Annotated in this window: 21 protein-coding genes and 2 pseudogenes; 14 read left to right on the forward strand and 9 right to left on the reverse strand. The window is 60.7% G+C overall.

Translation table 11 applies throughout. The features are described 5' to 3' along the window. The first annotated feature begins 132 nt into the window (after positions 1-132). Positions 133-594, forward strand: coding sequence for a DUF3331 domain-containing protein (locus GCT13_RS35250; protein ID WP_152766277.1), 462 nt, complete (start codon positions 133-135; stop codon positions 592-594). A 138-nt stretch (positions 595-732) separates the two neighbouring features. Here GCT13_RS35250 and pdxR read toward each other — a convergent pair whose 3' ends face one another. Continuing rightward, a complete protein-coding gene (gene pdxR / locus GCT13_RS35255; RefSeq protein WP_152766279.1) occupies positions 733-2,166 on the reverse strand; it encodes a MocR-like pyridoxine biosynthesis transcription factor PdxR in 1,434 nt (477 codons plus the stop codon). 90 nt (positions 2,167-2,256) lie between these two features. Between pdxR and GCT13_RS35260 the strand changes: the two genes are divergently transcribed. The 5 genes and pseudogenes from GCT13_RS35260 (at position 2,257) to GCT13_RS35280 (ending at position 5,299) form a co-directional block, all read left to right on the forward strand. Then, complete coding sequence (locus GCT13_RS35260) at positions 2,257-2,694, forward strand: GNAT family N-acetyltransferase (RefSeq protein WP_152766281.1); 438 nt, start codon at positions 2,257-2,259, stop codon at positions 2,692-2,694. A 174-nt stretch (positions 2,695-2,868) separates the two neighbouring features. After that, positions 2,869-3,330, forward strand: coding sequence for an FMN-dependent NADH-azoreductase (locus GCT13_RS35265; RefSeq protein ID WP_407670909.1), 462 nt, complete (start codon positions 2,869-2,871; stop codon positions 3,328-3,330). Positions 3,331-3,434: 104 nt separating this feature from the next. After that, positions 3,435-3,536 (forward strand): annotated as a pseudogene (locus GCT13_RS49815) (transporter substrate-binding domain-containing protein); the annotation flags it as partial. 471 nt (positions 3,537-4,007) lie between these two features. After that, a complete protein-coding gene (locus tag GCT13_RS35275) occupies positions 4,008-4,589 on the forward strand; it encodes a hemerythrin domain-containing protein (protein ID WP_152766283.1) in 582 nt (193 codons plus the stop codon). Between the two features lie 167 nt (positions 4,590-4,756). Further along, the gene (locus GCT13_RS35280) at positions 4,757-5,299 is read left to right on the forward strand and encodes a DUF488 domain-containing protein (RefSeq protein ID WP_152766285.1); all 543 of its coding nucleotides are present in this window, start codon (positions 4,757-4,759) and stop codon (positions 5,297-5,299) included. A gap of 93 nt (positions 5,300-5,392) precedes the next feature. Here the strand turns inward: GCT13_RS35280 and GCT13_RS35285 are convergent, their stop codons facing one another. Then, entirely contained in the window at positions 5,393-7,318 is a 1,926-nt protein-coding gene (locus tag GCT13_RS35285; protein WP_152766286.1) for a potassium transporter Kup, read from the reverse strand. A 416-nt stretch (positions 7,319-7,734) separates the two neighbouring features. Here GCT13_RS35285 and GCT13_RS35290 point away from each other — a divergent pair, with 416 nt between their 5' ends. Continuing rightward, the gene (locus GCT13_RS35290) at positions 7,735-9,234 is read left to right on the forward strand and encodes an outer membrane protein assembly factor BamB family protein (RefSeq protein ID WP_152766288.1); all 1,500 of its coding nucleotides are present in this window, start codon (positions 7,735-7,737) and stop codon (positions 9,232-9,234) included. Between the two features lie 285 nt (positions 9,235-9,519). Here GCT13_RS35290 and GCT13_RS35295 read toward each other — a convergent pair whose 3' ends face one another. From GCT13_RS35295 to GCT13_RS35310, 4 genes are all read right to left on the reverse strand, one after another. After that, on the reverse strand, positions 9,520-10,716 hold the full coding sequence (locus GCT13_RS35295) for a serine hydrolase domain-containing protein (RefSeq protein ID WP_152766290.1): 1,197 nt from the start codon (positions 10,714-10,716) through the stop codon (positions 9,520-9,522). Between the two features lie 55 nt (positions 10,717-10,771). Next, complete coding sequence (hydA, locus tag GCT13_RS35300; RefSeq protein ID WP_152766292.1) at positions 10,772-12,178, reverse strand: dihydropyrimidinase; 1,407 nt, start codon at positions 12,176-12,178, stop codon at positions 10,772-10,774. Positions 12,179-12,188: 10 nt separating this feature from the next. Then, on the reverse strand, positions 12,189-12,917 hold the full coding sequence (locus GCT13_RS35305) for a maleate cis-trans isomerase family protein (protein WP_152766294.1): 729 nt from the start codon (positions 12,915-12,917) through the stop codon (positions 12,189-12,191). Positions 12,918-13,007: 90 nt separating this feature from the next. Next, positions 13,008-14,306 (reverse strand): MFS transporter, encoded by a 1,299-nt coding sequence (locus GCT13_RS35310; RefSeq protein ID WP_152766296.1) that lies wholly within the window; start codon positions 14,304-14,306, stop codon positions 13,008-13,010. A gap of 208 nt (positions 14,307-14,514) precedes the next feature. Between GCT13_RS35310 and GCT13_RS35315 the strand changes: the two genes are divergently transcribed. The 3 genes from GCT13_RS35315 (at position 14,515) to GCT13_RS35325 (ending at position 17,606) form a co-directional block, all read left to right on the forward strand. Beyond that, positions 14,515-15,228, forward strand: a complete 714-nt coding sequence (locus tag GCT13_RS35315; RefSeq protein WP_152766311.1) for a GntR family transcriptional regulator — start codon at positions 14,515-14,517, stop codon at positions 15,226-15,228. A 522-nt stretch (positions 15,229-15,750) separates the two neighbouring features. Beyond that, the gene (locus GCT13_RS35320; RefSeq protein ID WP_193727838.1) at positions 15,751-16,863 is read left to right on the forward strand and encodes a hypothetical protein; all 1,113 of its coding nucleotides are present in this window, start codon (positions 15,751-15,753) and stop codon (positions 16,861-16,863) included. Positions 16,864-16,979: 116 nt separating this feature from the next. Further along, positions 16,980-17,606 carry a class I SAM-dependent methyltransferase gene (locus GCT13_RS35325; RefSeq protein ID WP_321574831.1) on the forward strand — a complete coding sequence of 209 codons (627 nt, stop codon included), beginning with the start codon at positions 16,980-16,982 and terminating at the stop codon, positions 17,604-17,606. Positions 17,607-18,155: 549 nt separating this feature from the next. On the opposite strand, the pseudogene GCT13_RS51000 reads toward GCT13_RS35325, so the two are convergent. Further along, positions 18,156-18,536 (reverse strand): annotated as a pseudogene (locus tag GCT13_RS51000) (glycine betaine ABC transporter substrate-binding protein); the annotation flags it as partial. A 671-nt stretch (positions 18,537-19,207) separates the two neighbouring features. Between GCT13_RS51000 and GCT13_RS35335 the strand changes: the two are divergent. Continuing rightward, a complete protein-coding gene (locus GCT13_RS35335; protein ID WP_152766298.1) occupies positions 19,208-20,755 on the forward strand; it encodes a hypothetical protein in 1,548 nt (515 codons plus the stop codon). 225 nt (positions 20,756-20,980) lie between these two features. Here GCT13_RS35335 and GCT13_RS35340 read toward each other — a convergent pair whose 3' ends face one another. Together GCT13_RS35340 and GCT13_RS35345 are read right to left on the reverse strand one after the other, a co-directional pair. Continuing rightward, positions 20,981-22,135, reverse strand: coding sequence for a patatin-like phospholipase family protein (locus tag GCT13_RS35340; RefSeq protein ID WP_152766300.1), 1,155 nt, complete (start codon positions 22,133-22,135; stop codon positions 20,981-20,983). 283 nt (positions 22,136-22,418) lie between these two features. Next, positions 22,419-22,913: a hypothetical protein gene (locus GCT13_RS35345; protein WP_152766302.1), complete on the reverse strand. Its 495-nt coding sequence runs from the start codon at positions 22,911-22,913 to the stop codon at positions 22,419-22,421. 327 nt (positions 22,914-23,240) lie between these two features. Between GCT13_RS35345 and GCT13_RS35350 the strand changes: the two genes are divergently transcribed. The 3 genes from GCT13_RS35350 to GCT13_RS35360 form a co-directional block, all read left to right on the forward strand. Next, the gene (locus GCT13_RS35350) at positions 23,241-24,662 is read left to right on the forward strand and encodes an acyltransferase family protein (RefSeq protein WP_152766304.1); all 1,422 of its coding nucleotides are present in this window, start codon (positions 23,241-23,243) and stop codon (positions 24,660-24,662) included. A gap of 107 nt (positions 24,663-24,769) precedes the next feature. Beyond that, entirely contained in the window at positions 24,770-25,783 is a 1,014-nt protein-coding gene (locus tag GCT13_RS35355) for an AraC family transcriptional regulator (protein WP_152766306.1), read from the forward strand. A gap of 34 nt (positions 25,784-25,817) precedes the next feature. Continuing rightward, positions 25,818-26,040: acyl-CoA dehydrogenase N-terminal domain-containing protein (locus GCT13_RS35360; RefSeq protein ID WP_152766308.1), on the forward strand; the 223-nt coding region annotated here is incomplete at its 3' end.

Consider the following 26,040-nt stretch of genomic DNA (forward strand, 5'->3'; position numbering starts at 1 on the left):
GCAGCGCGATGAAATTCCAGCTCATGGGCTGAGATTCGCGCGGACGAACATACGTTTATCGACGTCGGCTTCATCGTCACTTCCCATGGCGACTGCCGCCGACCGGCAGAGTACTTCTGAAAAGGTGAATCTATGGCCTGTCGAAATGAGGACAATATCGTTCGACGTGCACTGATTGCTCTTTTGGCACCGAAGCCGTTTGTGTCGGAGGCCACTGCGAACACGTACATCCGCAAAAAGAAGTATCGCCGAAGCGGTCGCGCTGCAACCACGACATGTGAGCCTGTCGTTGTCGAGCCGGTCCCCGCTCGCTTTTCGATTGTCGAGCGGCTGTCGTCGGAAACGGTGAGCGTAAGCTGGAGCGACGCGACATTGGGCCGTTACTCTGGACAGACGTGGCGACTGGGACGTGCGCGTATGGATTCGTATTGCCTGTTGACGGGCAGACGGATTCGATCTGGCGACAAGGTCTTTCGACCTCTGACGCAGCAAGGCAATCTCTCTCCCGAATACAACCGGATGATCCTTGCTTGTGTCGTGAATGATCTTTGCTGCGCCGGCGTGTCGGCTCGACAGGCATTAGGCGCGGCCTAGCGCTGCTCAACCAGACGAAAGGATGCAGTGAATGCGTTGTGTTCCCGCGCCACGATGGCCTTCGGCTGACGGCCGGGAACCGCTGCCACCGGAAACCATTGGCGCGCGGCGAAGCGCCTCCTTTACCGATGAGACTGGCTATCTGGCGCACAAGCCGAATGCACGAAACAGATCCGTCACCAGACGCTGCGCCTGGGCCTGACTGCTGATGTTCGTGAATCCCATCAACAGGCCGCGACGCCCGGGCGAGCCGTTGCGCCATGTCGTCAGCGCATGCACGGCGAAGCCTGCGTCGCGCGCCCGGCTGGCGAGAGCGACGTCGTCGAGATCTTCGCGCACGTCGACCAGCAGATGCATGCCGCCGTCCTGCAGATGAACGACAAAGCCATCTGCCGCATAAGGCGCGAGCGATTCGGCGAGCATCGCGCGCCGCCGTGCGTAAAGCGTCCGCATTCGCTTGATATGCCGGGAAAAGTGGCCTTCGGCGATAAAATCGGCCACCACCGCCTGCATGAGTTCGGGACAACCGCCATGCACGGTCCGCCTGCACGCCAGTTCGAATTGCGGCACGAGGTTCGGCGCGACGACCACATATGACAGACGTAGTCCAGGGAACAACGACTTGCTGAGCGTCCCGCAGTAGATCACCCGGCCGCACGCGTCCATGCTTTTCAACGCGGGCAAGGGATGGCCGCGATAACGATATTCACCGTCATAGTCGTCCTCGACGATCCATGCATCGTGCGCGTCCGCCCAATCGAGAAGTTCGACGCGCCGTTGCAGCGGCAAGGCAACACCCGTAGGACTCTGATGCGATGGCGTCACCACAGCAAGCCTTGCATTCGTGAACTGCTTCCGCCCAAAACCGACGTCAAGGCCATGTTCGTCGACGGGCACGTTGCAGACTCGTAGACCCATGCGTTTTAGCGTTTGCGCGGTCGGCGGATAACACGGATGTTCGATCCACGCGCTCTCGCGTGCCAGTCCGAGTGCATCGATGATCAAGGCAAGGCTCGCGGTGTAGGCGGGAACGATAAAGACCTGCGCGGCGTGCGCGTCGATGCCGCGCGAGCGGTGCAGATAGGCCGCCAGCGCCTCGCGCAACGGCATGTATCCCGCTGGCGGTGGCTTGTTCAGCGATCCCACCTTGCGCGCCTGCCGCGTCATCAGCCTCGCCCAGAGCTTCCTCGGAAATTCGTCGAGCGCAGGCAGGCCCATCTGCAACGGCGCTGGATCGCCGCCTTCCATATCGATGATCGTTTCGGGCGCTGACGGGCGTGCGAATGGGCGTGCGGCGACGGGCGCTTTCTTCGCGTGAGCGGGTTTGGCGGGAGCCGTGTGCTCCGAAACGAATGTCCCCGCAGGACCTCGGGCAACGAGGTAGCCCTCTCCGAGCAGGCGGTCGTAGGCGACCTGCACCGTGCCGCGCGCGACACCAAGCTCGGTCGCCAGCGCTCGCAACGACGACACCTTCTGGCCGGGACTCAACTGTCCCTGTTCGATCATCGAGCGAAAGCGCGCGTAGATCTGCTCGTGAATGGGCGCCGCCGCGCGGGCCATTGGCTGGGTCATGGCCTGGTCCAAAGCAAAGAAAATGTCACTGTCAGCTATGTCACCGAACGACGACACTGAAGCCTACACCAACCCTCGTTCATCGGCATCATGACAGACGCCCCGATACTCCGACATGCCGAAACAGACGCCGATGTGATGGCGTGTTTCGGCGTCATGCAGCAATTGCGTCCGCATTTGCAATCATCCGAAGATTTGCTCGCCCGTGTCGCGTTGCAACGCGCACAAGGTTATCGGCTGCTTGCGGTATGGGACGGCAGCAAGCCCGTGGCGCTCGCCGGCTACCGACGCATCGACAACCTGATTCACGGCCGTTTCATCTACGTCGACGATCTGATTACGGATGCAGCGGGGCGCGGGCGAGGGCATGGCGAGCGCTTGCTGGACGAATTGCGCACGCTTGGCCGCGCGGACAACTGCAACCGGATCGTGCTCGACACGGCGCTCGCTAATGCACTGGCGCAACGTTTCTATTTCCGGTTTGGCTTGTTGGCGCGCGGTCTTCACTTCAGCATGGATCTGCAATGAACAGTCTCAAGGTGCTGCTGCTCGATTGCAGCCCACGGCGCGAGAACTCGACGAGCCGGCATTTCACCCATCATTTGCTGCCCGCGATGGCTGCGCGTCTCGGGCGAGACATCCAGCCGGCGCGACCTTGGCGCGGAGCCGCTGCCGCCGATCACGGCCGAGTACGCGGAGTCGCTGGTGTTGCCCATTGACGAAGCAAAGGCGCGGTTCGGTGCGGCACTCGCTCTTTCAGACCATTTGATTCAGGAGCTCGATGAGGCAGACATGCTCTGGATCTCGGCGCCCGTACACAACTTCACGGTGCCCGCCGTGCTGAAGAACTGGATCGATCTCGTAGTTCGTCGTGACGTGACGTTCAAAACGACGGAGAACGGCAAGGTCGGCCTGTTGCAAGACCGGCCGACATTCGTCGCGGTGACTTCCGGCGGCGCCATGTTTCGCGAGCCTGCGCTACAGCCCGACTTCTTTCGTCCTTATCTGAAAGCGGCGCTCGGCGTGATCGGACTCAAGGACGTCACGTTCATGCACGCCACGGGCCTCGCGTTTGCGGACGAACCGCTTTCCGTCATGGAGACGACGGCGGGGCAGTGGCTACGCGAGGCGTCTTTCAGACAAACCATCCCGTCCATCGTTTAACTCATCGTTTAACCCATCGCTTCACGAACTAATCGATGACCCCGCATTGAAGCTCGCGATCTATACACCTGTGTGAGCACCTGTGTGAGCAGCGAGATACGACGATGAAGATAACGATCGCGTACATCGAAGAACCTCCGTTCGCTTGGATGGACGCGGATGGCACCGCTACGGGCGCCGACATCGATCTCCTTCCGACGTTCGTGTACGCAAGACCGTCGTGTACGCACGGCACATCGTGTGCTGCGTTCAGGAGTCGCGCGGACCCGCCGACGCACATGCCCTTATTGGGCGTGACCCGGAAAGCGTTAGAAAAATCGCGTTTGACGAGTCTCACCGGCGCGGGTACGGACCCGCAGCGCATCTACGGTGTCGGAGGCAGCAACCTGCGGCCGCTTGATTCCAGATCTCTCTTGCCCTCCTGCAAATGCAATGCAGGCAATACAAGTCTCGCCGGTACTGCTTGTTCATCGCTCAGTTGATCAGTATCAATCTATCGAACCTGAGACGTCAGATGATGTCCTGAATGCGCGGCGTCTTGTCCACGACGCTGTCTTGAGTCGCTGCACGGAGGCTTTCTCCGATTATCGTCTGCCGACCGGACGTGCATCTGCTCCAGCGATGCGAGCGCTCCGGGCCGTAACGGCGCGGCAGCGGTGAGTCGATGGAGGAGTGACATGCAAACACCATCTGCAATAAGCGCTGTTCAGGTCATCATGCGAGAGCATCAGCAGCTTTCCGTCGTCATCGCGGGCATGCAGCGTTTCGTCGAATTGCTTGGCGTTGGCGTGAAGACGCCCGGGCTGATGATCTTCCGAGCCATGCTTTACTACATCCGTGAGTATCCTGAACGGATACATCATCCCAAGGAGGATCAATATCTGTTTGCGCGCCTGCGGCATCGCACGCGAGAACTCGACAAGGTGATCGCCGAACTGGAAGCGCAGCACGTAGAGGGCGAAACGCGAATTCAAAGCATCGAACATGCGCTGACCCGTTACGAACTGGCCGGCGAGTCCGCTTTTCCGAAATTGCGCGCGATGGTCGACGAGTACGCCGCGTTTTACAGAAACCACATGCGGCTTGAAGAAGAAATAATCCTTCCCGCCGCACAACGATTGCTTACGACAGAAGACTGGATTGAACTGGATGATGCATTTGGCGCAAACCGCGACCCGTTTGAAGGCGCAAAGCTCGACGAGGATTTCCAGCGGTTGTTTTCTCTGATCGTTCAGACAATTCCGGATGCGCAGGCATGAGTGCGAATGGAGCGTGCCGTGCGACGGATGATCAACGTCGCCGGCCGGACGCGCGCAGGCGGGACTCGGGCGCGGACGGTATTTCCGTCAACTCATTGTGTGACAAGTCGTGGTGAGGGAATTCTGTACACTGAACGCATCGTCGCGATCACTTGCGCGAGACATCGATGTCAAATGCGTTTTTCACGGTAGGCCACTCGACTCACCCGCTGGGCGAATTCATCGAGCTGTTGACGGGCGCAGAGATCGAGACAGTAGTCGATGTGCGCAGCATTCCCCGTTCTCGCACGAATCCGCAATTCAATCGTGACACGTTGCCGGACGCGCTGGGTCGCAAGCACATGGGGTACATCCACCTTGCCGGACTGGGCGGGCGGCGCAGCCGATCGAAGGGCGACGCTCCGTCACCTAATGGCTACTGGACGCACCCCGCCTTTCGCAACTATGCGGACTACGCGATGAGCGCCGCATTTCGCGATTCCCTCGAGCAGTTGCTCGAACTCGGTCATCAGCAAAGGTGCGTGATCATGTGTTCGGAAGCCGTGTGGTGGCGATGCCATCGCCGCATCATCGCGGATTACCTGCTGCAGCGCGGCGAGACCGTGCTGCATATCATGAACGCGGGTCGAGTGGAGCCAGCAACGATGACACCCGGAGCGCAACCGCAGCTTGACGGAACGCTGATCTATCCAGCGCAGCCGGGACACTGAACGCGATATCCCGGCGCAATTCGAAGAGAATTGAATGCGCGTGCACAGCGAAGCGGGCCATGCTGGAAAGGGAATGGAAGGATGGCCCGTAAGCTAGATTTCTACCCGTGCGCCCACTTCGAATACACGGTTGGCAGGCAGCCTGAAGAAAGCGGCGACGTTGCCGACGTTATGCAACATCACGGCAAAAAGGCGTTCGCGCCATAGCGCCATTCCACTGCCCGGCTTCGGCACGACTGTCGCGCGACTCAGGAACCACGACGTTGCGGACAGCTCGAACGCAGGCCCCTCTGCTGTGCATTCTGCGAGCGCTTTCGGCAGATCGACTTCGTCCTTGAATCCGTAAGTGACTGTCGCCTGATAAAAGCCTGGGCCTAGCGGCTGCAATTTCATGCGCTCGTTCTCGGGCACCCATGGTATCTCTTTCGTGGTCACCGTCAGGAAGACCATGCATTCATGCAGCACCTGATTGTGCTTCAGGTTATTGACGAGCGCATGCGGCACGGCATCCGGATTGGGCGTCAGGAAAATCGCCGTGCCACCGACACGCAACGGGGCCCGCGCAAGCAGCGACGTCAGATACGGTTTGAGTGGAGTCGTACCGGCGCGCACGCGCGCTTCAGCCAGCATCATTTCCCAGCCGCGCCCCCAGGTCGCCATGATCGTGAACATCACCGCGCCGATCACGAGCGGAAACCAGCCACCCGCGACGATCTTCAACAGGTTTGCGGAGAAGAACGCCGCATCGATCACCACGAAGAAAACAGTCGCGAACACGCATAGCAGCCAGTTGTAATGCCACGCGTAGCGGACGACAAAGAACGTCAGTAACGTCGTGATCAGCATGGTGCCCGTGACCGCGATGCCGTAAGCGGCGCCGAGAGCGGTCGACGAGCCGAAGCCGATCACGGCCGCCACCACTGCGGCAAGCAGTGCCCAGTTGATGCCAGGCACGTAGATCTGGCCGATTTCCTGCTCGGATGTGTGGACCACGTTCATGCGGGGCAGAAAGGACAACTGCATCGCCTGCTTTGTCATCGAGTAGGTGCCGGATATCACGGCCTGCGAAGCGATGACTGTCGCTATCGTTGCAAGAACGATCATCGGGAAAATCGCCCATTGCGGGAACAGGCGATAGAAGGGGCTCTCCAGCGCGCCGGGATGGGCAAGCAAGAGTGCTCCCTGGCCAAGATAGTTGAGCGCGAGGGCCGGAAACACGATACCGAACCATGTGACGCGAATCGGGCGTTTGCCGAAATGGCCCATGTCCGCGTAGAGTGCTTCAGCGCCTGTCACGGACAGCACGACGGCGCCGAGCGCGATGAACGCGAGCCAGCCGTGACGCAGGCAAAAGCCAAGCCCTTGCAGCGGATTGAGCGCGACCAGAATGACGGGTGTCGCGAAAGTATTGACGAGCCCCACGATGCCGATCACGACAAACCACAACACCATCACGGGACCGAACACGGCGCCGATGCCGCTCGTGCCATGCTTTTGCATGATGAAGAGCGCAATGAGCGCCGCCAGCGTCACGGGAATCACGAACGTCTTCAGCATCGGCGCCGCGACCTCGAGGCCTTCCACGGCACTCAGTACGGAGATTGCAGGTGTAATCACGCTGTCTCCGAAGAAGAGCGCGGCCCCCATGACGCCGACGACGAGTAACGCGCGGCGCAGCCGTGGTCGCGTCGAAACCGAAGAAGCCGCAAGTGCGAGCAGCGCCATGATGCCGCCTTCGCTGTGATTGTCCGCGCGAAGGACCAGTACCACGTACTTGAGCGAGACGACCACCATCAACGACCAGAAGATCAGCGAGACGATGCCGACGATGTTGAATGCGTTGAGCGATAGCCCGTTGGCTGAATCAAAGATTGTCGATAGCGTGTACAGCGGACTCGTGCCGATGTCGCCATAGACGACACCGAGCGCGGCAAGCGAGAGCGCCGGAAGGGCTTTGCGTTGCTCACCGGGCGCGCCGGTCTGGTGAGCTTCGGTTGCCGTGGGGGTGGAGTGTCCCATGCCTTTCTCCTGATTCTGTCGCGTGGCAGTGACACGGCCTCACAGGGCACGATGCCGCTGCGCACGGTCGTACGATTCACGACCGTGGGACGATGCGAAATTCGCCAGGGCTTGCTGGTCCATGGTGCCTTTACGCGCTATGGTTTCAAAAGTATAGGAACTGCGCGCAAAAAGCGTGGGGTGGCTGCGGCGATGCGCTTGCTGTCTCCGGACGATACGGGTGGATCGCTCGATCGCGCCGAAGGCGCAGGGTCTGCGCTGGTGCGCAGTGGTGTCGCCGAGTGGAACCCATCGGGCTTACATCGGCTGCAACGTCGTCGTGCAAGACAGTGGTTTCCATTTTTCGGGCGAAGCCGGCCGAGCCAGGTGGCCGCAGGTCGGCGGCTGTTGCGAAGGGATGAGCAAGGGAGACGCATGTGTCTGTCGCTAATCCAGCCTCGGGGATTTTCGTCCTCTGCATTGCGTGCGCCTGTCTGAGCGCGGTTCGCGCACAGGACGTCGACGGCGTTCCCGGCTACCACCGCACGGCCGACCGAAGCGGACAATACGTCGTGCCCGGCCTGACGTGGCAAAGCGCGTCGCAGCTCCATCGCGACTCTCGCTTCGACGGCAGGGTCGATGGCCATATCTACGCCCAGCCTCTGTACTGGCGCCCGCCGGGTTCGGCGGCCGGACTGCTGATCGCCGCAACGCAGGCAAACACCGTCTATGCACTCGATGCCGCAACGGGCCATGTCGTCTGGCGTACTGTGCTTGGGCCTTCCGTGCCGCGCTCGGCATTGCCGTGCGGCAATGTCGATCCCGTTGGCGTGACGGGCACGCCGGTGATCGATCCCGCTGCGGGCAAGCTCTACGTCGACGCGCTGGTGGGCCGCCAGGGCGAGCCGGCACATCTCGTGTATGGCTTGTCCTTGCGCGATGGTTCCGTGCTGCCCGGTTGGCCCGTGGACATCGCGGCCGGCCTGCGCGCACGAGGAATGTCGTTTGATTCGCGCGTGCAGAGCGAGCGAGGCGCGCTGGTCATTCTGGAAGGCCGGCTCTTCGTACCGTACGGCGGCAATTTTGGTGATTGCGGCAACTATCACGGCGGGGTGGTCGGCTTGCGTCTCGACAGCCCCGGCGTGTTTGGCGCCTGGATGACTCGCGGGCCCAAGGGTGGCATCTGGGCGCCGGGAGGCATCGCCGTGGCCGACAGGGCGCTGTTCGTCGCGACGGGCAATACCAGCGGCGTTGAGACCTGGGCCGACGGCGAAGCTATCCTCCGGCTTGCCACCGATCTGAAGAGGCCCGCGAGCGGACGCGACACGTTTGCGCCTGCCGACTGGCATCAACTGGATGACAGCGACCTCGACTTGGGCGGCGCCAATCCGATGCCGATCGACGTCAACGGGCGGCGGCTGATCGTCGCGCTGGGAAAGGATGGCAAGGCCTACGTGCTGGATCGGGACAACCTGGGCGGCATCGGTGGCGCGCTTGACGTGCAGCAGGTATCGCGCGCGGCGACCCGAACGGGACCGGCGTCATATCCGGCGCCGAACGGCGTGTACATCGCATTTCATGGCGACGGCGTCGCTTGCCCCGCCGGGCAGGGCGGAGCGGGCCTGATCGTCTTGCGGATCGTCGCTGCGTCACGCGGCGGCATCAGCACCGCCTGGTGTGCCCGGGTGGACGGTGCGGGGAGTCCCATCACCACGACCAGCGACGGCACCACGGATCGGATCGTGTGGATCGCGGGCGCGGAGGGTGACAACAAGCTGCACGGCTTCCGGGGAGACAATGGCCAGCCCGTGTTTGCCGGCGGCGGGAACGAAGACCGTATTCCAGGCCTGCGGCACTTTGCGACCATTCTCGCGGCCGACAGACGGCTCTATATCGCTGGCGACAACAGGATCTACGCGTTCAGCTTCGGACCGTGAGTGGCACGCATGGCGCCGTGCCGTGCCGATAGCACGCCGTTGCGGGAGATCGCGCCAACGGCGTGCTGCTTGTCAGGGCACCACCTTAGCCTTCCTCCGCATGGACGCCGGGGAAGACAGCCGTGTGATGGTGCGGAAGCTAGAAGCCGTCGGCGTGCCCTTCATCGATGTCGGCATGGGCCTGAAGCGACCTGCGTCGCCTTCCGTCATCGTTTCTGATCCGGGCGATTGGACAACGCTGTCGAGTCCGCGCGCAGGTTGCGCTTTCGATCGCCGAGTTTCTCATCAGATATCGGGCGCATCGTTGAACGCCGCAGCCGTGCCTGGAATACCTTGCGTCTGCCGGCTGCGCGCCAGTTCATCGCGCAGCGCCTGCGTCTTCGCGGCCGTCGCGACGGGTTTGCGCGTGGGCGTCAAGGCGGGGAGGATGTAGTCGTTGACCATCCGGCGATACTGGTTCAGATAGGTCGCATCGCGCAGTCCGCCATCCGTCGGCAGCAGGCTCGTCATCACGACGATGGCATGCTGCGCGGGCAGCACAGTGATGAACTGTCCTTTGAACCCCATCGCGCCGAACTCGGGCTGTCCCTTCTCGACCACGTGCTGGATCCAGCAGTAGTAGCCGTAATCGTCGGCGGCGGGCGAGGGCGTCGTCATCTGTTTGATCCATGCTTGCGGCACGACCTGCCTGCCTTGCCAGCGTCCGTTGTCGAGCAGCAGCATGCCGATCTTCGCCATGTCGACGGCGCGCAGCCGCAGTCCCCAGCCGCCGGATACGGCGCCCGTCTGATCGACGCCCGTCCAGCGGTAATGCGACATGCCGAGCGGCTCGAACAGCTTGTCGCGCGCGAACTCGTCTTCGCGCTCGTGCGCCGCAACCGCGACGGCTGTGCCCGCGAGCACGGGGTTCACGTCGATATAGTCGAAGCGCGTGCCGGGCGTCGTTGCCGCGCGGCTCGTCACCGCGACGCGCAGCCGGTCCGGCGCGCTGTAGTAGAGCGGGTCCGTGCCTTCGCGCGTCTGATAGCTGAGGCCGCTCGACATCGACATCAGATGGCGCAGCTCGATGCCCTGCTTGTCCGCGAGATCGCTCGCGAGATCGGGCCGCGCGTTCGCGATCAGCGGCGCGACTTTCGTCGATGGGCTGAGCTTGCCTTCGCCCTCGAGGATGCCTACGAGCAGCGACGTGATCGTCTTCGTGACGGAGTACAGCTCGTAATTGTTGTCGCGCGTGAGTCCGCCGCTGTATCGCTCGAATACGATCTTGCCGTCCTTCACGACCACGAGGCTTCTGACATCCATCCTGTCGCCGCGCAGCCATTCCGACATGTGCACGAGTGGCACCGAATCGACGCCAACCGATTCGGGCGCAACTGTGGGCATGTCCTGCGACGCCGCGCCTGCCGCGTGCGCATGTCCCGTCGAACCGACGACGAACGCGGTTGCCGTCGCCATCGTGCACAACGCGTGAGGAATTTTCATCGCTTGCTCCTTCGTTGTGCGGCGCGCGAACGCACCGCGTCAGTTCAGTGCGGAGTCAATCCAGGCAGGGCTTGCCGGCGGGCAAGAAGCGTCCGCGTCCGGCTGCCGCCGCTACGAGCTTGCCGTCCTCGACGAGCACCTCGCCGCGAGACAGGCAATGGCGCGGCCAGCCCGTCACCTCGATGCCCTCATAGGGCGTGTAATCGACGGCGTGATGCAGCGACGCGTTGCCGATTTTCACGCGCTTGTTCGGGTCCCATACGACGATGTCGGCATCCGCGCCGACCGCGATGGTTCCTTTGCGCGGATAGAGCCCATAGAGCTTCGCGGGACGCAACGAGGTCAGCTCGACGAACTGATGAAGCGACAGCCGCCCTTTCCGCACGCCGTCGAACAGCAGCGGCAGACGCGTTTCAAGACCGGGAATGCCATTCGGTATGTGATCGAACGAGACCTGCTTGCCGCCGGGCTTCTTGCCTTGCGGATCGTCGTAGGAGAACGGCGCATGATCCGACGACACGATCGAGAACACGCCCTGGCGCAGCGCTTTCCACACCGCCTGCTGGTTAGCCGGATCGCGCGGCGGCGGACTGCACACGCACTTCGCGCCCTCGTACTCGCCGCAACCCAGATCGGCAGCCGTCAGATACATGTACTGCGGGCAGGTCTCGGCGAGAATCGGCAGCCCGCGCGATTGCCCCCAGCGGATCTGCTCGATGGCATCGGCGCCCGACACATGCACGATGAGAATCGGCACGTCGACGAGTTCCGCGAACGCGATCGCACGATGCGTGGCCTCGCGTTCGACGACGGCAGGCCGCGCATGTGCGTGAAAATGCGGTGCGTGATGCCCATTGCCGAGCAGCCGCTCGGTCAGCCAGCCGATGCAGTCCGAGTTCTCTGCATGCACCATCACGAGCGCGCCGTGTTGCCTCGCGACCGAGAGCACGTCGAGCATCTCGCGATCGTTGAGCTTGAGATCGTCGTAAGTCATGTAGACCTTGAACGACGTATACCCGCTGGCGATGAGGCGCGGCAGTTCTTCGGCAAGCACCTGCGGCGTCGGATCGGCGACGATCAGATGAAAGCCGTAATCGATCAGCGCGCGACCTTCTGCGCGCCGGTGATAGTCGTCGACTGCGGCCTGCAACGACTGTCCCTTGTGCTGGGCAGCGAACGGAATCACGGTGGTCGTGCCGCCGCAGATCGCCGAGCGCGTGCCCGTGAAAAAGTCGTCGGCCATGCGCAAGCCGTCGGGCATCGGCTGATCGAGATGGCAGTGCCCGTCCACGCCGCCCGGCAGCACCAGCATTCCGCTCGCGTCGAGTTCGCGCGGCGCGCGCGGCAGACCTTGCCCGAGCATCGCCACGCGACCGTCGCGAATGCCGATGTCGCACGAAAATCGGTCCGACGCGGTGACGACGTCGGCGTGACGGATCACGAAATCGAGATCGTTCGACATGGCCGCTTCCTCAGATCACTTCGCTGAACAGACGCCCCCAGCCGGTCACGCGGCGGGTGTCGTAATCGGCGAGTTGCAGCGACTTCCAGACGACCGTCGAGATCGTGTCGTAGATCGGAATGCCCGTTTCTTCTTCGAGCTCGGGGACGAGATGCGCGGCGTTCAGGTTCGTGCAGAAGATCGAGATCGCACGCGGCTTCGACTCGGCCACTTCGCGCACCATGCGGCGGATTTCGTCGGGCGTCACTTCGGAGAACGAGAAGTTCACCTTCAGGTTCAGATGCCGCTCGGCGATGCAGTGCAAGTTCTCGCCACGATAATTGGCGACGATCTTCTCCTGGACGTCATCCAGATACGGTGTGACGAGACCGAATTCGTTCGCGCGGGTCTTCTTGAGGATCTCATTCAGCGCGAGCACCGATGTGGTCGCGGGAATGCCCGTCGCCTCCGTGATGCGCCGGCACAACCGCTCGTCGGCTTCGAAGCCGAGCCATCCGGACGAGGTGCCGTTCCATGCGATCACGTCGACTTTCGCGTCGGCGAGCAGTTGCGCGGCTTGCAGGATCTTCGAATCGTCGAACTGGCCGAGCGCGTGATCGGCGAGCGAAATCTCCGTGACGGGAAAGCGGGCGAAGTGCGCGGAGACGTCGGGCAGGCCGGACACCATCGCGCTCGTCAATGGTTCGAGCGACGTGTTGGAAGAAGGCGTGAGCATGCCGAGCAGGGTACGTTTTTTCATCGTGATATCTCTGATGTGATGAGCGTGAATCAAAGCAATACGGCGGAAGAAGCAATAAGGCGGAAGCAATACGGGGAGCGCAAGGGCCCGTCAGACAGGAATCTTCTTTTCGTAATCGATTGCGCTGGAGCACAGCAGCAGACCGACGCCGGCCGCCGCGAAGAACATCAGCGCGAGGAAGTACGAGTGAGTGAGCTGCACGATCGCGCCGACGATGATCGGCACCGTGATGCCGCCGATATTGCCGCCGAGATTCATGAAGCCGCCGAGAAAGCCGATCTTGTTGCGCGTGCCGAGCGACGACGGAATGCACCAGTAGAGTCCGCACCAGCGCAGGAAGAAGAGCGTCGTCGAGAGCAGCGCGACCACGACGACCGGGTTGGTCACATAAGCGACCGAGAAGATCGACGCGGTAGCAACGATCGCCGCGATGCCGAACAGCGTGCGCATCACGACGTTCGGACGGCCGCCCGCGGCCTTCCACTTATCGGCGATCCAGCCGCCGATCAGCTCGCCGATGAAGCCGCTGAAAAAGATGATGAAGCTCGAACCGCCCATCTGCTTGATGTCGAAGCCGTGGACCATGTGCAGGTAGTTCGGCATCCACGTGAGCAGGCCGTAGAACACGCTGTTGAAGCACATCCAGCCGAAGAACATGCCCCACACGGAGCGGTACTTCAGGAAGTCGCGCGTGCGTCCGGACAGCGACGGCGGTTCGAGCGCGGCGTCGCGTGCATGCGATTCCTCGATGTACGCGGCTTCCTGTTCGTTGACGCCGGGATGTTCGCGCGGCGTATTGCGCACATAAAACCACGCGAGAATGCCGGCGAGCACGGTGCCGACGCCCGCCACCGCGAACGCGAGGCGCCACGAGCCGAGCACCGCGATGAGTCCGGTGATCAGGATCGCGCCCAGCGCTGCGCCGAGGGGCGCGCCGCCGTCGAGCAGCGTGGCGCCGCGGCCGCGTTCCGTCTGCGTCATCCAGATGGCGTTGAGCTTGCCGCCCGCGGGGTAGATCGGCGCTTCCGATGCGCCGAGGCCGAGACGGGTCAGCAGCAGGCTCGGCGCGTTCGCGCACATCGCAGCGATCGCCTGGAAGAAGCCCCAGAACACGGTGGCCGAAGCGATGACGATGCGCGGCTTGAAGCGGTCGGCGAGCATGCCGCCCGGAATCTGCATGACCGCATAGGTCCAGAAGAACGAACTGAGGATGAGTCCCTCCATCGCGGGACCGATCTCGAACTCCTTCGAAATGAGGGGCATGGCAACCGACAGCGACGCGCGGTCGATGTAGTTGATCGCGATGAGGCTGAGCATGACGACGAAAATCTTCCAGCGGACGGTGGACTTACCCACCGCCATTGCGGCTACACCGGATGTTGAAGACATGAGCGGCTCCTGAGATAGGCGGGTGTTTTCGTGACGTCGCGCAACGTTTGGCAGAGTATAGGATTAGAAATTTATAATTACAAATGTGATAAGTGATTGATATAAAACGATTCATGTAAAAATTCAGGGTATGTCCCAGGATCGTGTTAAGCTCTACGCTACGATGAATCAGGCGAACGGAACCCCTCTTTTGTTGCGCACCCGCGGCATGGCTGCGGAGATCGCCGCGCGTCTGCGCGTGATGATCGACGAGGGCGAATTGCCGCCCGGCGCGCGCATCGACGAGAAGGAACTCAGCACGGCATTCGACGTGTCGAAGACGCCGTTGCGCGAGGCGCTCAAGGTGCTGGTGTCGGAAGGGCGCGTGACGCATCGGCAATACATCGGCTATCGCGTCGCGCCGATCGATCTCGACGACCTCGCCAGCACGTTCGAGATGCTTCACGGACTGGAAGCGATGGCGGGCGAACTTCTGCGCCAGCGCGTGAGTCCGGCACAGGTGGCGGCTATCGCGGCGAAGCATCGGCGCATGGTCGACTGTCACAACGCCGGCAAGCGGCTCGAGTATTTCCGGCTCAATCAGCAGATCCACCAGATGATCGTCGATGCTGCGCGCAATCCCGTGCTGACGAATGTGTACGCGTCGCTGATGTCGAAGGTGCATCGCGCGCGCGGCGCCGCCAACGCCGATACGTTGCGCTGGGCAGAGTCGCTCGGTGAACACGAGGCGATTCTTGCCGCGCTTGAAGATCCCGATCATGCGAACCTGCCGCAAATCTTGCGCGAGCATTCCGAGAATACCGCTCGCGAAGTACTGGCCGTTTTGAATCGCACGCGCGGCAATGCGCCTTCGGCCCGGGAAGCGAGCGACCTGGAGGCATCGGGCAAGCACGAAGAAGTTGCTCAGTCCGATCAGTCTTGAGGCGGACGCTTGACGATTGCGTCCGAAGCAAACGGATTTAGAAACGCCAGCATACGTATCGATGCGATGGATGCCGCAAATCGTTTTGTTGCCTGAAGCGATATCTGCCGCTAAAGCCAAAGCGAAATCTCTATAGCGGCAATACGCTGATCGATTGCTTCTCACCAGGCTCAACGGCCATTCATACGCCGGCTTTATGTCGATCCGGACCACGATGATCATCGTCGAGATGATGCGTGTGGATGCCGGCAACCATCGATACAAAAAGTACTCTTCGTTTGTGCGAATACATCACATTCTCTGTCGCGACGATCATTGAGTCGCGGCGTCGAATCAACCGGATAAAGGCAAATCGCGGTTGACGACATGCACCTGTCATACGGAGCGCCTTCACTTTAGTACGCGCAATTTGCGCCGTGAACAAAGGAGCTAACGATGGCAAAAGATCGGTGTACCTTGTCTGGTCTGCGGACGGAATCTAAAGGGAGAGGGTGGCGCTGGCTACGGAACATCGCCTGTGCAATGGCGACCGTCTCTTGGGCGGCGTGGCCAGCCGCTGATGTGCTCGCAAACGGTCACGATGACGGACATAGCGAAGGGCGCGCCTATGCGATCGGGCTGTGGGGCGACTTGCCATACTCCGACACGCAAGCACTGGTCGGTGTGCCGAACCTGATCGCCGACATGAACGCCCAGAAACTCGCTTTTACGGTCCACGACGGCGACCTCAAGGCCGGTAGCGGCACGCCCGGATCAGCAGCGCCCTCGACTTGCAGCGATGCTCTGTACGTGCAGGCTCAGGGCTACTTCAATGCATTGAAATCGGCAGCGATGTTTACGCCGGGCGACAACGACTGGACCGACTGCGACCGTGCGTCGAATGGCGGATTTTCGTCGAGGGAAAGGCTCGATCACGAACGTCAGCTCTTCTTCAGCTCTCCCTGGTCGCTCGGACAACGTCCGATTCTTCAGGAGGTACAGACGGACAAGCTTTGCCTGGACAGCAACAGTCACCTCGTAAGTTGTGTCGAGAATCGACGCTGGATGGTGAACGGCGTGGTTTATGCGACGCTCAACATCCAGGGGTCGTGCAACAACCTTTGCGATACGAATCCGGACCCGGCGGAGCATGCGGCGCGCAACCATGCCGATATCGTCTGGATGCAGCAGACATTCGATGAAGCGAAAGCGCGCGGCGCTTCGGCCATCATGTTCATTTCACAAGCCGATCCGGGTTGGGACAATTCAGACGCTACACGTGCGCCGACGCGCGATCCGAAGACGCTGGTCGAAAACGACATGTTGCCCGGCTCCGACCCTGCGTTTCCCGGACCGACGCCCGACGGCTTCAAGGACTTCCTGCTTGCACTGCGCGATGAAGTTATCGCCTTCAGAAAGCCGGTTGCGTATGTGCATGGCGATTCGCACTACTTCCGCATCGATCGGCCTTTTCTGGATGCTCAAGGCAGGCGGCTCGAGAACTTCCTTCGCGTCGAAACCTTTGGTGACAACCAGGCGAACGGCAATAACGACGTGCAATGGTTGAAAGTGTTCGTCGACGACCGCACTCGCGAAGTCTTTTCCTTCCAGCCGCAGATCGTGCCGGCGAATCGAACTGCCGTCCCGCAGCCGTAGATCGCATGCGTGAGCGGGTGCTGAAGGCCGCATAAAACTCGTCTATGCGGCCTTTGGACTGAGTGCCCCGAGATCATCTGGCAAACTTCGCGGATCACCAGACGGGAGACGCGTCAGTGTCTATCGACGTAAGCGGTACGGAGGGCTACGCGGAGGCCGCTCAATCGCTGATCAGCCAATGGCAGGGCATCTCGTTTGCCGAGCACCACGCGGCTGTTTTGCATTTGATACCAACCCGACCGTCCAATGTGCTCGATGTTGGAGCAGGTATAGGAACCGACGCGGCTGCGCTTGCTGCAATGGGGCATCAAGTAGTCGCCGTCGAGCCGGTCGACGAGTTCAGAGCCGCTGGCGTCAAGCTGCATCCGGCATCGCGGATCGAGTGGCTCGACGATAGCCTTCCTGACCTCAGCGTCGTGCGCGCAATGACAAGACGTTTCGATCTCGCAATGCTGACGGCCGTCTGGATGCATCTCGACGAAGAAGAACGTCGTCGCGCGATGCCGAATGTCGTTCGTCTGCTGTCTGACGGCGCTTTGCTGATCATGTCATTGCGACATGGTCCGATTCCAGGCGGCCGACGAATGTTTGACGTCTCAGCCGAAGAGACCATCCAGCTCGCGAATGTCTATGGTTTGCAACCGATACGCGTCGTTCGATCGGAATCCGTCCAGCGATCGAACCGGCGCATGAACGTGACCTGGACTCGACTGGTATTTGCCAAAGGCTGTGGATCGGGATGACTTCCACTGGATACGGGAGCGAGAACTTTTCGAACTCGCGACTTCGATGGGCCAGTGAGCGTCCGCTTTTGGTGGAATCGGATGACCGCTTCGGCCCGACATCACTCTGTCGTCCGCTTCGATGCCACTGTTGCGCCGACAGTCACGTAGCTAGCGTTACGCCGCTGAAATCGCTTCCATAGGGAAGGGTCCGGGTTTGTCTCGGCTAAACAGCTGCCGGGCGGCAGGTACAGTGTCACGCGAGGTACGGTGAATCGACATGGACCGGACGTCATGCGCCGGCTGGTTGATACCTTCAGTCACACGCAAACGTAACCTTGAACAAACAGTCCATGAGAAAGAGGCTGATTGACACGACGGGGCGTCCCGCTGCCGGCACGGCATGGCGGCTCAGGTGCTTTCGCCTGAGGGGGCGGGTATGAAGCGGGACCTTTTGCTGGATTCGCAAGGCGCCTCCAGCCTCAGCGGCCTCGCTCGCAGGCTGGCGCGCACGCGTCGACAGCTGTTGCGTCGCTGGTTAGCCGAGGTTGAAACAGTGCGCGCACACCGGAGGGCGGTGTAGACGAGGCCGGGGTCCATCTGGCGCGTTTCCTTGCGTGTGAAGTGCATGTCGTCAGCGGCTTCGAGCGGCTTCAGGCCGTCTGGACGATTCGCGAATTCCGCGTCCATGCCGAACACGTGACGCGTGCCTTTCGGGTCGCTCTTCATCTTCGCGGCGAGCTGCGAGATCGTGCGTATGCCGGTTTTTTGGGCCGCTTCGGCGGGCAGTGCGAGCGCATACGTGTCGTTCATCGGCGACTTGTTCATCCACACGAGGCCGCGTTTCGCATCGAGTTCTTTCACGCGCCGGTACATCTCATCGGGCGTCATCTTTTCCGTGAGCTTGTCGTAGACGAGCGCCGCCGTGCCGGTGTATTCCCATGTCAGGTCGCTGCATACGGTCAGGCCGATGGCCTGCCGCTGATTGAACAAGGAACGCACGCGTGGCGACGTTCCGCGGATTTCAAAGGTGTGGTTGCTGGCTTCCCTTGTGTTGCTGTGAACTCGAGTGCTTCGCGATGAGCGCCGGGAGGGACGCAGCAAGCTGCGTGCCCGGCTGCGTTGGCGATCTCGATGCGGAAGCCGGCATTTCTGCAGAATCGTTCGCTAATTAAATGCAATATCGCTCCCTAATTAAGCCCCAATAAATTGGGGATCAATAAAGAATAAAATTCTGATAAACGGGGGGCGAATCCTTTCTACGTCGTGCATAAACGTTTCTCCGTAACATTGTGTTACATCGCGCGGCAACAAGACTCCAAGACGGCCAATAGGCGAAAAAAATCTCTTTGTTGCGATTTAATCAGAAGAAACGACTTATTTGAGTTTTCGCCCTAATGTGCTGCCTTTCCGCTGCCGAAAACCAGGAATTAATTACGCGTATTCGCGAGCACCAAGGCGGTAATTACCGGTAAGGCAATTGATTTCCGCTTTGCATTTTCGTGGAGGTCAATTGCCAATATTTCGGAATGCGAAGTAAGTGCATCGGGCGTCTGTCGTCCGTATGTGCCGCTGTAACCAGCGTTCCCTTTTTTAGCCATTTTCGGCAGCGGACCATTTTCATGATTAATCGACGTCAATTTCTAGGCCGTGTCGCGGCACTTGGTGGCAGCTACGCGCTCAGCGCATGTGGCGGCTCATCCGATTTCGGCACAGGCGACACCGCTACGGCCAAAGCAGCAGCCAAAGCGGCAGCGGCATCCGCCAACGGGACAACGATTCCGCCCGCCAACTCGATCATCGACAATCAGGGCGCCGTCTGGACGCTGGTTGGCGGTTCCGTCTACAAGGATGGGGTCAAGGCCAACAACAACTACAACGTGTCGATGGTGCTGTGGTACGGCGGCGGCGTCTATCACCAGGGAACGGGCGGGCAGTTCTACGGATGGAACGGCACCACATGGATCGCATGCAACGATCCGCGGCTCGGCGGTACTTCTGCCGACGGCACGACGATTCCGTCCGCCACGTACATCATCGATAAGCTCGGTAATGTGTGGACGGTCGTGAACGGCGTCATCTATCGGAATAAGAACACCGTCGGCAATACCTACAACGTTTCGCTGCTGCTGTGGTACGGCGGCAAGATCTGGCATCGCGGAACGGGTGGGCAGTTCTATGTCTTCACGGACGCGGGCACCTGGTTGCCGTGCAACGATCCTCGCATCGTGTCGGCGGCGACGGCGGGCACGTTCTACGGTATCAACGGACACTACGACTATCGCTACACGCCCGACCAGATCGTGTCGATCATGAAGAGCATGGGATGCTCGACTTACCGCGTCGGTTGCATTGACGACCCGGTATCGCTAGGCGCAGTCGTCGCGCTGGCCAAGGCCTTTCAGGCCGCGGGACTGACGTTGTTCGTGCTCGTCAATTTCGGCATCCACGAATCCAGCGGCGTCATGTTCTCGAGCGAATCGGCCGCCTATAACCGCACACGCGCAGGTGCGGCCACTGTCGCGGCCGCTCTCGCGCCATGGGGCGTCACGATGTACGAATGCGGCAACGAACTGACCCGGGAAAGCGAGATCATCCTCGATCCGACCAATGCGGGATCGAAAGCAGTCGACTTCAACAATGCGAACTGGCCGATCATGCGCGGCGCGATGCGCGGCATGATCGACGGCGTGAAGTCGGTGCAGCCCACGGCGAAATGCGGCGTCAACTTTTGCGTGGCCGACGTCGGCGCATCCGACGCTCTGTGGGACGGCATGCAGCCGGACGGCACGGGCGGCTATCCGAAGGTGCGCTGGGATATGACGACGTGGCACAACTACGAAGTCTATGGCGACATCTTCAACGTCGGCACCGATGGAGCAGGCCCCGGGTTCGACCTGCCGAGCTACTGCAAGGCTCGCTACGGCGTACCGTTCCTGATCACGGAATGGAACACCGGACCGGAAAGCACGCAGGCCTATCGCGCGAACTACATCAGCACGCAGTTCGCGAACTACTATCGCGCGCGGAAGACGAAGAACATCCAGTCGGTGATGTATTACGTGCTCGACAGCGGAGATATGACTTACGGCCTGATGATCGACGGAGCCCCGGTGACTCAGCCCTATAACGCATTTACCGCTTTCGTCGCCGGCAACCCTGACGTCTGATGGACTAGTCGCTTCGTGCAGGCCCGGCGCATCAAGAGATGCTTCTGGGCCGGTCCTTCAACACTATCGGCTAGTGAGACGCGTTGACTGACGGCAAACGCGACCGCTGTTCCCAAGTCTGGAGAAGAAACCCGAAGCGCTATCGCGAACATGCCGGCGCGTGGCCGAAGCAACACGATCGAACAGTGTGGAACGACGCGTGCTCACGTGCGAAGCCTTTTCAGCTCACTTGAAAGTATTCTTTCTACTCAACAGGTCGTCCAGAACCTGATCGGGAAAGTCTTTCGCCGGAGGCGAACTCGGTAGCGCCGCCACTCGCGGCGCGGTGCTGGAGAGCGAAGGATAGGATTTGTTCAGCCAGTCATCCGCTGCTTTCCATCCTTTTTCATAAAGCTCCTGGAGAAACTCCCTCGCGACTACCGCCTTCGATGCGTAGCCGAGTGTCCTCATGTACGCTTCATCGGTAATCCGGTAAAGGTTCACGCGGTTGAACGGGAGCGGGCCGAGCGTCTCCAGCGCCTGCCTGACCGATGCATTGTCCTTTGATTTTTCATCGAGATAATCGAGGACTTTATTCATGGCCTCTATCGCGTTGATCTCATGTATTAGCGACGAGTTGAACGTCACCTCGTTGACCCGATTGCTGATCGCCATCGCCGTCAAAGGCCTCTCGTTGCGCGCGAACGGGTTGAGCTGAATGATGACCACGTCCGTCGCGTGGGAGATCAACGGGCTCAAGGGCGGATTGCCCATATAGCCACCATCCCAGTAGTCGTAATTGCCGTAGTGTGCCGGCATGAAGATCTGCGGGATGCTGGCTGAAGCCTTGAGAACTTCGAGCGTGACAGCACTCTTCGCGAAGACGTCGCGACGTCCCAGTGTGATATTCGTCGTCGCGATATATAGATGGGGAGGCTCGCGTTGAAGTTGCAGTGTCGGAAAGTCGATCTTGTTGCCGAGTACCTGTGCGAGCCAGTCGTATTGCGGAAAGAAGAGCGGAGACCAGAGCTGGTTACTTAGCGCGGCTGTCAATGCGACAGGGGAGGAGTCGATATTCCATGATCCCGTCGTCTCATGCCAGGCCTTTGCCGTTACCGTGTACGGGCTGAATGGCGCATCGGCCGCATCCGATAGCCAGTAGTCCTTCAGCAGCTTCCGTGCAGTTCGCGCACGCAATACCTGTTCATCGTCCGTGCCGAGCGCGTAGGCGCACAGGGTGGCGTTAAAGCCACCGGCGCTGGTGCCGCTCAACGCGACGATCTCAAGCCGGTCGCGTTCCACATCTTCCAGCAGGCGGTCGAGCGCGCCCCAGCTGAACGCGCCATGTGCACCCCCGCCCTGTACGGCAACTGCGATACGCTTCCGATCATGTGCGTCCATATGGTGCCTCGGCCCATAAGATGTTCAACGCCTTTGCGTTGCGCGCTCATAAGACACGTATCGAGTTGGCGCGCGATGAGGAAGAACGGCGTTGAAGTTCGTTCCGCGATACGTGCGCCATGGTGCCGCCGTCGCGCGGCCCGAACGTCGTACTTGCTGCTATTCCACACGCAGATTTTTGATGCGGCGGAATCCGTCGGACGCTCCCGATTCGCGGCACGTCCGATGGGATCGAGCAACTCGCGTACTCAGCTGTGTGGCTGCCGCAAGGGGCTGGAAGGACTCAACCTTCAGCAGCAGACGCGCCTGGCAGATTTTCCTTGATGATCGTCTGCGCGCCATCGAGCATCTGGCCGCCGATATCGCCACCGATTCTCGTGGCAATCGACGCCATGCTGACCGCGTCTGTCACGAGCTGCAGCCATGGCGGCGGTGGAGGCGGAGGATTGTGCAACAACCAGTACAGGATCACTGACCATGGCACAGAGCCGCACTGGTCGTCGAAGAAAACGGACGCCGCGCGTGCCACGGTCGAGCCCAGCTCCATGATGTTGCCGTCCAGGCTTTCGAGTCGTTGGCCGGCCTGGAATAGCTGGATCGACTGCCACATGCTGGCGACAAGTTCTGGCGACACCGGTTCAGGGTGCGGTCTTTTCTCAAAGACCTTCAACGAGGCGAAGGTGGTGGGATGCGGTTGGGGAACTGGCCGATGCCATGGTGGCTTTGTGCCGCACCACGGGCCGTCTTCCGCGACCGAGACAAGCGCCTTGAGATTCATATCGTCCTCCGTTGATCAAAACGCGCCGGCCGCGGCGCGGCCAGTGTTCTCTCTGCGTTCTCTGCTCACGGTGACATCCCTTTTGTCCTGACGATACAGCTCTTGTCGTGGAAAAGCCTTTGTCCGTGCAGCGTCAATGGAGCCGCACATTTGCTGGCTGTAATACGGCAGGAAAGGAACTGCGCGACACCGGTTCTCCGATCGCGTCACCAGGAAGACGAACAGGAAGCGTGAAAATGCAAAGCGTATTCGACCCACTGGCCAACCTATTCCGTTCCGCGCGTCACGCGGGGGCGTGGAATTCGTGGAAGACTTTCATAGGAAAGGTTGGAGTTCGATTTTGTTGCTGCGCTCGAAGACATCGTCGAGGATCGGTGGACCTTCGGCGTCGGCGGCTTTAGGCTGTGCGGCATTTCTGATTGGCCGTCGAGTGGGTGTGACCGACCTCGACCTCGACCTCGACGCGACAAGTCAATCGCCAGGGAACGGCATTCGATGAGCCGAAGGCGCGCGCCTCTGCTGTCATATAATCCTCGCTCGACCGCCGCCGCCTTTTTTATGTCTCTGCTCGAAAGTCACCCCGTCATTCCGGTGCTAGCCCTGCTCGTCGTATCGCTCGCGACGGCGAACTTGCTCGCATCAAGACTTTCGTTCTTCCGTTCAGCGATCGACCGCGAAATCGCTTCCCGAAGGTTCCACGCGATAGACGGCTTACGAGGCTTTCTCGCCGTTGCGGTGGTGATCCACCACATAGGCATCAATTATCTCTATTACCAGACTGGCGTCTGGCAACTCACACCGTCTCGCGTGAACACCTTCCTCGGACGGGGTGCCGTAGCAATGTTCTTCATGATCACCGCTTTCCTGTTCTGGGGCCGCGTGATCGCTTCGAACGGCAGTCTGGATACTCGCAAGTTTTTCGTTTCGCGAATTGCCCGCATGGTGCCGATGTACCTGCTCGCATCCGGTCTACTGGTTGTCACTTCCCTCTCGTTGACGCACTTCAGACTGGTTGTCGGCGCGCGCGATCTGTTGCAGCAAGTCTTGTCGTGGGCACTGTTTACGATCCCGGGCGCACCTTCCATCAACGGCTTCGAGAAAACGTCAATCATCAATACAGTTTTCTGGTCGCTCGCCTATGAATGGAAGTTCTACCTGATGCTTCCCTTGCTGGCGATCTTCGCAACCGGAAAGAGCCAGTGGGCGCTCGCGGCCGCGTCTGCTGTGCTGATCGATGTCTTCTCGCAGAGCAACCTGGAATGGTTTTTTCTGGCCGGCTGTATGACCGCCGTCGTCGTTCGTATTGAGCGAGTGCGTCAAATGGCGCGAGGGTGGCAGGCGACAGCACTTGCGATTTCATGCATGGCAGCCACGCTGATCTGGCGACCCTCGGTTTACACGATGTCCGGCGCGGCACTTCTTTTCGTGCCGTTCTCGATTTTTGCGAGCGGTAATAGCGTCTTTGGGATTCTGACGTGCCGTCCTGCTCGACTGCTCGGGCTGGTCAGCTACAGTATCTATTTGCTGCATAACTGGCTGCTCTACCTCGCTTCAAGAGCAGTCGACCATTTCACGTCAGTTGCTCGCCTGACCCCCGCCGAATATGGGCTCTTTGGCATGCTCGTATTGGTCGTGACAATCATGCTTTCGCTGATAACATTCCGATTCATCGAGCACCCGTTCATCGACCGCCGGCGAGGACCGGCAAAACAAAAAGTCGAAGCCATCAAAGTCGCTGATCCACAATAGTGCGTGAGCCGCGCATGCACGAAAGCGCATCCGCCAAGGCTCGCGGATCACTGAAAAACAGCGACGAGTGCCGTGAAGCATGAAGCCCCATCTCGACGGGATCACGAATGCAAACACCAAGTGCAACTGTCCCGATCTCGCTCGTCAACGGTTTTCTCGAGGCCGCTGGCGCGCAGCCCGACGTCACGCATCGCTATCTCCACGAGGCGGGCATCACGCCCGCACTACTCGGCAAGCGAGGCGCCCGCGTGACCGAGGAGCAGTTCTCCACGCTGTATCGCACGCTCGCGATCGAGATGGACGACGAAATGCCGGGCATCTTCAGTCGTCCGCTGCGCAGCGGCACATTGAAGTTTCTCTGCCTCAGTCTGCTGGATGCACCGAACCTCGAAACGGCGCTGCACCGCTTCGGGCAGTTCTTTCATATCGTGCTCGACGACTTTCGTCTGGAATCGCGCCGCAGCGAACTGATGGCTCAAGTCGAATTGCGTCCAAATCCCGCGTACGGGAGCATTGGACCGCTCGGCCAGGAGTTGACGCTCAAGCTCGCGCACGGCGTCTCGTCGTGGCTCGTCGGCCAGAAAATACCGCTGCTGCGCGTCGATTTCGCCTGTCCGCAACCGCCGCATGCCGTCGATCACCGCTACTTCTTTTCAGGCCCCGTGCGCTTCGGCTGTGATGCCACGCTGATGCGCTTCAGCGCGGCCTTTCTCGACATGCCGATCCGCCAGCGCAAACGCAATCTGCGCAAGTTTCTCGCTCGCTCGCCGGGCGAGTGGATATTCGAGTCGTTCAGCGAGCAACTTGTCAGTCATCGCGTTCGCCAATATCTCGCGGGCGACCTGCCTGACCTGCCGACGATCGAGCAGGCCGCGAAGAATCTCCATTGCTCGGTCCGCACGCTGTGCAGGCGTCTTTCCTCCGAAGAGACGACCTTCCAGATGCTCAAGGATGAGCTGCGGCGCGACATCGCGATCCAGCGGCTGACCGAGACGCACGATACGATCGCCGTGATTGCCGGCGACATCGGCTTCGACGATCCAAGCGCTTTTCATCGCGCGTTTCGTCACTGGACGGGCAGCACGCCCGGCACCTACCGAAGGCCCATCGAGGCTGGGTGAAAACCCTGGGCCGGCACGGGCGCGCCCGCTCGCGATGGCCGGATTTGTCAGTACGTGGGCAGCTTTGGACAGCTTGTGCACGGCAGATGCCGGTACGATCGGCTGCATCGTCACCGCCTGGCCATTTCCTTTTCGGGCGTCGTGGCAGTTATCCATCGACCGCTTGATTGGACGAATCACCATGAGCTACACCGCCCCCGTCAAAGACATGCTTTTCGTGCTCAGCGAGCTGAGCGGCATCGCAGACATTGCAAAGT

This window comes from Paraburkholderia franconis, assembly GCF_009362735.1.
Classification (GTDB): domain Bacteria; phylum Pseudomonadota; class Gammaproteobacteria; order Burkholderiales; family Burkholderiaceae; genus Paraburkholderia; species Paraburkholderia franconis.

What these genes read in the sequence shown, in the direction of transcription:
- GCT13_RS35340 (WP_152766300.1), bottom strand. Translation starts at nt 22,135, where the DNA reads ATGGACGCACATGATCGGAAGCGTATCGCAGTTGCCGTACAGGGCGGG.
- GCT13_RS35305 (WP_152766294.1), bottom strand. Translation starts at nt 12,917, where the DNA reads ATGAAAAAACGTACCCTGCTCGGCATGCTCACGCCTTCTTCCAACACG.
- GCT13_RS35260 (WP_152766281.1), top strand. Translation starts at nt 2,257, where the DNA reads ATGACAGACGCCCCGATACTCCGACATGCCGAAACAGACGCCGATGTG.
- GCT13_RS35335 (WP_152766298.1), top strand. Translation starts at nt 19,208, where the DNA reads ATGATTAATCGACGTCAATTTCTAGGCCGTGTCGCGGCACTTGGTGGC.
- hydA (WP_152766292.1), bottom strand. Translation starts at nt 12,178, where the DNA reads ATGTCGAACGATCTCGATTTCGTGATCCGTCACGCCGACGTCGTCACC.
- GCT13_RS35280 (WP_152766285.1), top strand. Translation starts at nt 4,757, where the DNA reads ATGTCAAATGCGTTTTTCACGGTAGGCCACTCGACTCACCCGCTGGGC.
- GCT13_RS35295 (WP_152766290.1), bottom strand. Translation starts at nt 10,716, where the DNA reads ATGAAAATTCCTCACGCGTTGTGCACGATGGCGACGGCAACCGCGTTC.
- GCT13_RS35315 (WP_152766311.1), top strand. Translation starts at nt 14,515, where the DNA reads ATGGCTGCGGAGATCGCCGCGCGTCTGCGCGTGATGATCGACGAGGGC.
- GCT13_RS35275 (WP_152766283.1), top strand. Translation starts at nt 4,008, where the DNA reads ATGCAAACACCATCTGCAATAAGCGCTGTTCAGGTCATCATGCGAGAG.
- pdxR (WP_152766279.1), bottom strand. Translation starts at nt 2,166, where the DNA reads ATGACCCAGCCAATGGCCCGCGCGGCGGCGCCCATTCACGAGCAGATC.
- GCT13_RS35285 (WP_152766286.1), bottom strand. Translation starts at nt 7,318, where the DNA reads ATGGGACACTCCACCCCCACGGCAACCGAAGCTCACCAGACCGGCGCG.
- GCT13_RS35310 (WP_152766296.1), bottom strand. Translation starts at nt 14,306, where the DNA reads ATGTCTTCAACATCCGGTGTAGCCGCAATGGCGGTGGGTAAGTCCACC.
- GCT13_RS35345 (WP_152766302.1), bottom strand. Translation starts at nt 22,913, where the DNA reads ATGAATCTCAAGGCGCTTGTCTCGGTCGCGGAAGACGGCCCGTGGTGC.
- GCT13_RS35250 (WP_152766277.1), top strand. Translation starts at nt 133, where the DNA reads ATGGCCTGTCGAAATGAGGACAATATCGTTCGACGTGCACTGATTGCT.
- GCT13_RS35320 (WP_193727838.1), top strand. Translation starts at nt 15,751, where the DNA reads ATGGCGACCGTCTCTTGGGCGGCGTGGCCAGCCGCTGATGTGCTCGCA.
- GCT13_RS35355 (WP_152766306.1), top strand. Translation starts at nt 24,770, where the DNA reads ATGCAAACACCAAGTGCAACTGTCCCGATCTCGCTCGTCAACGGTTTT.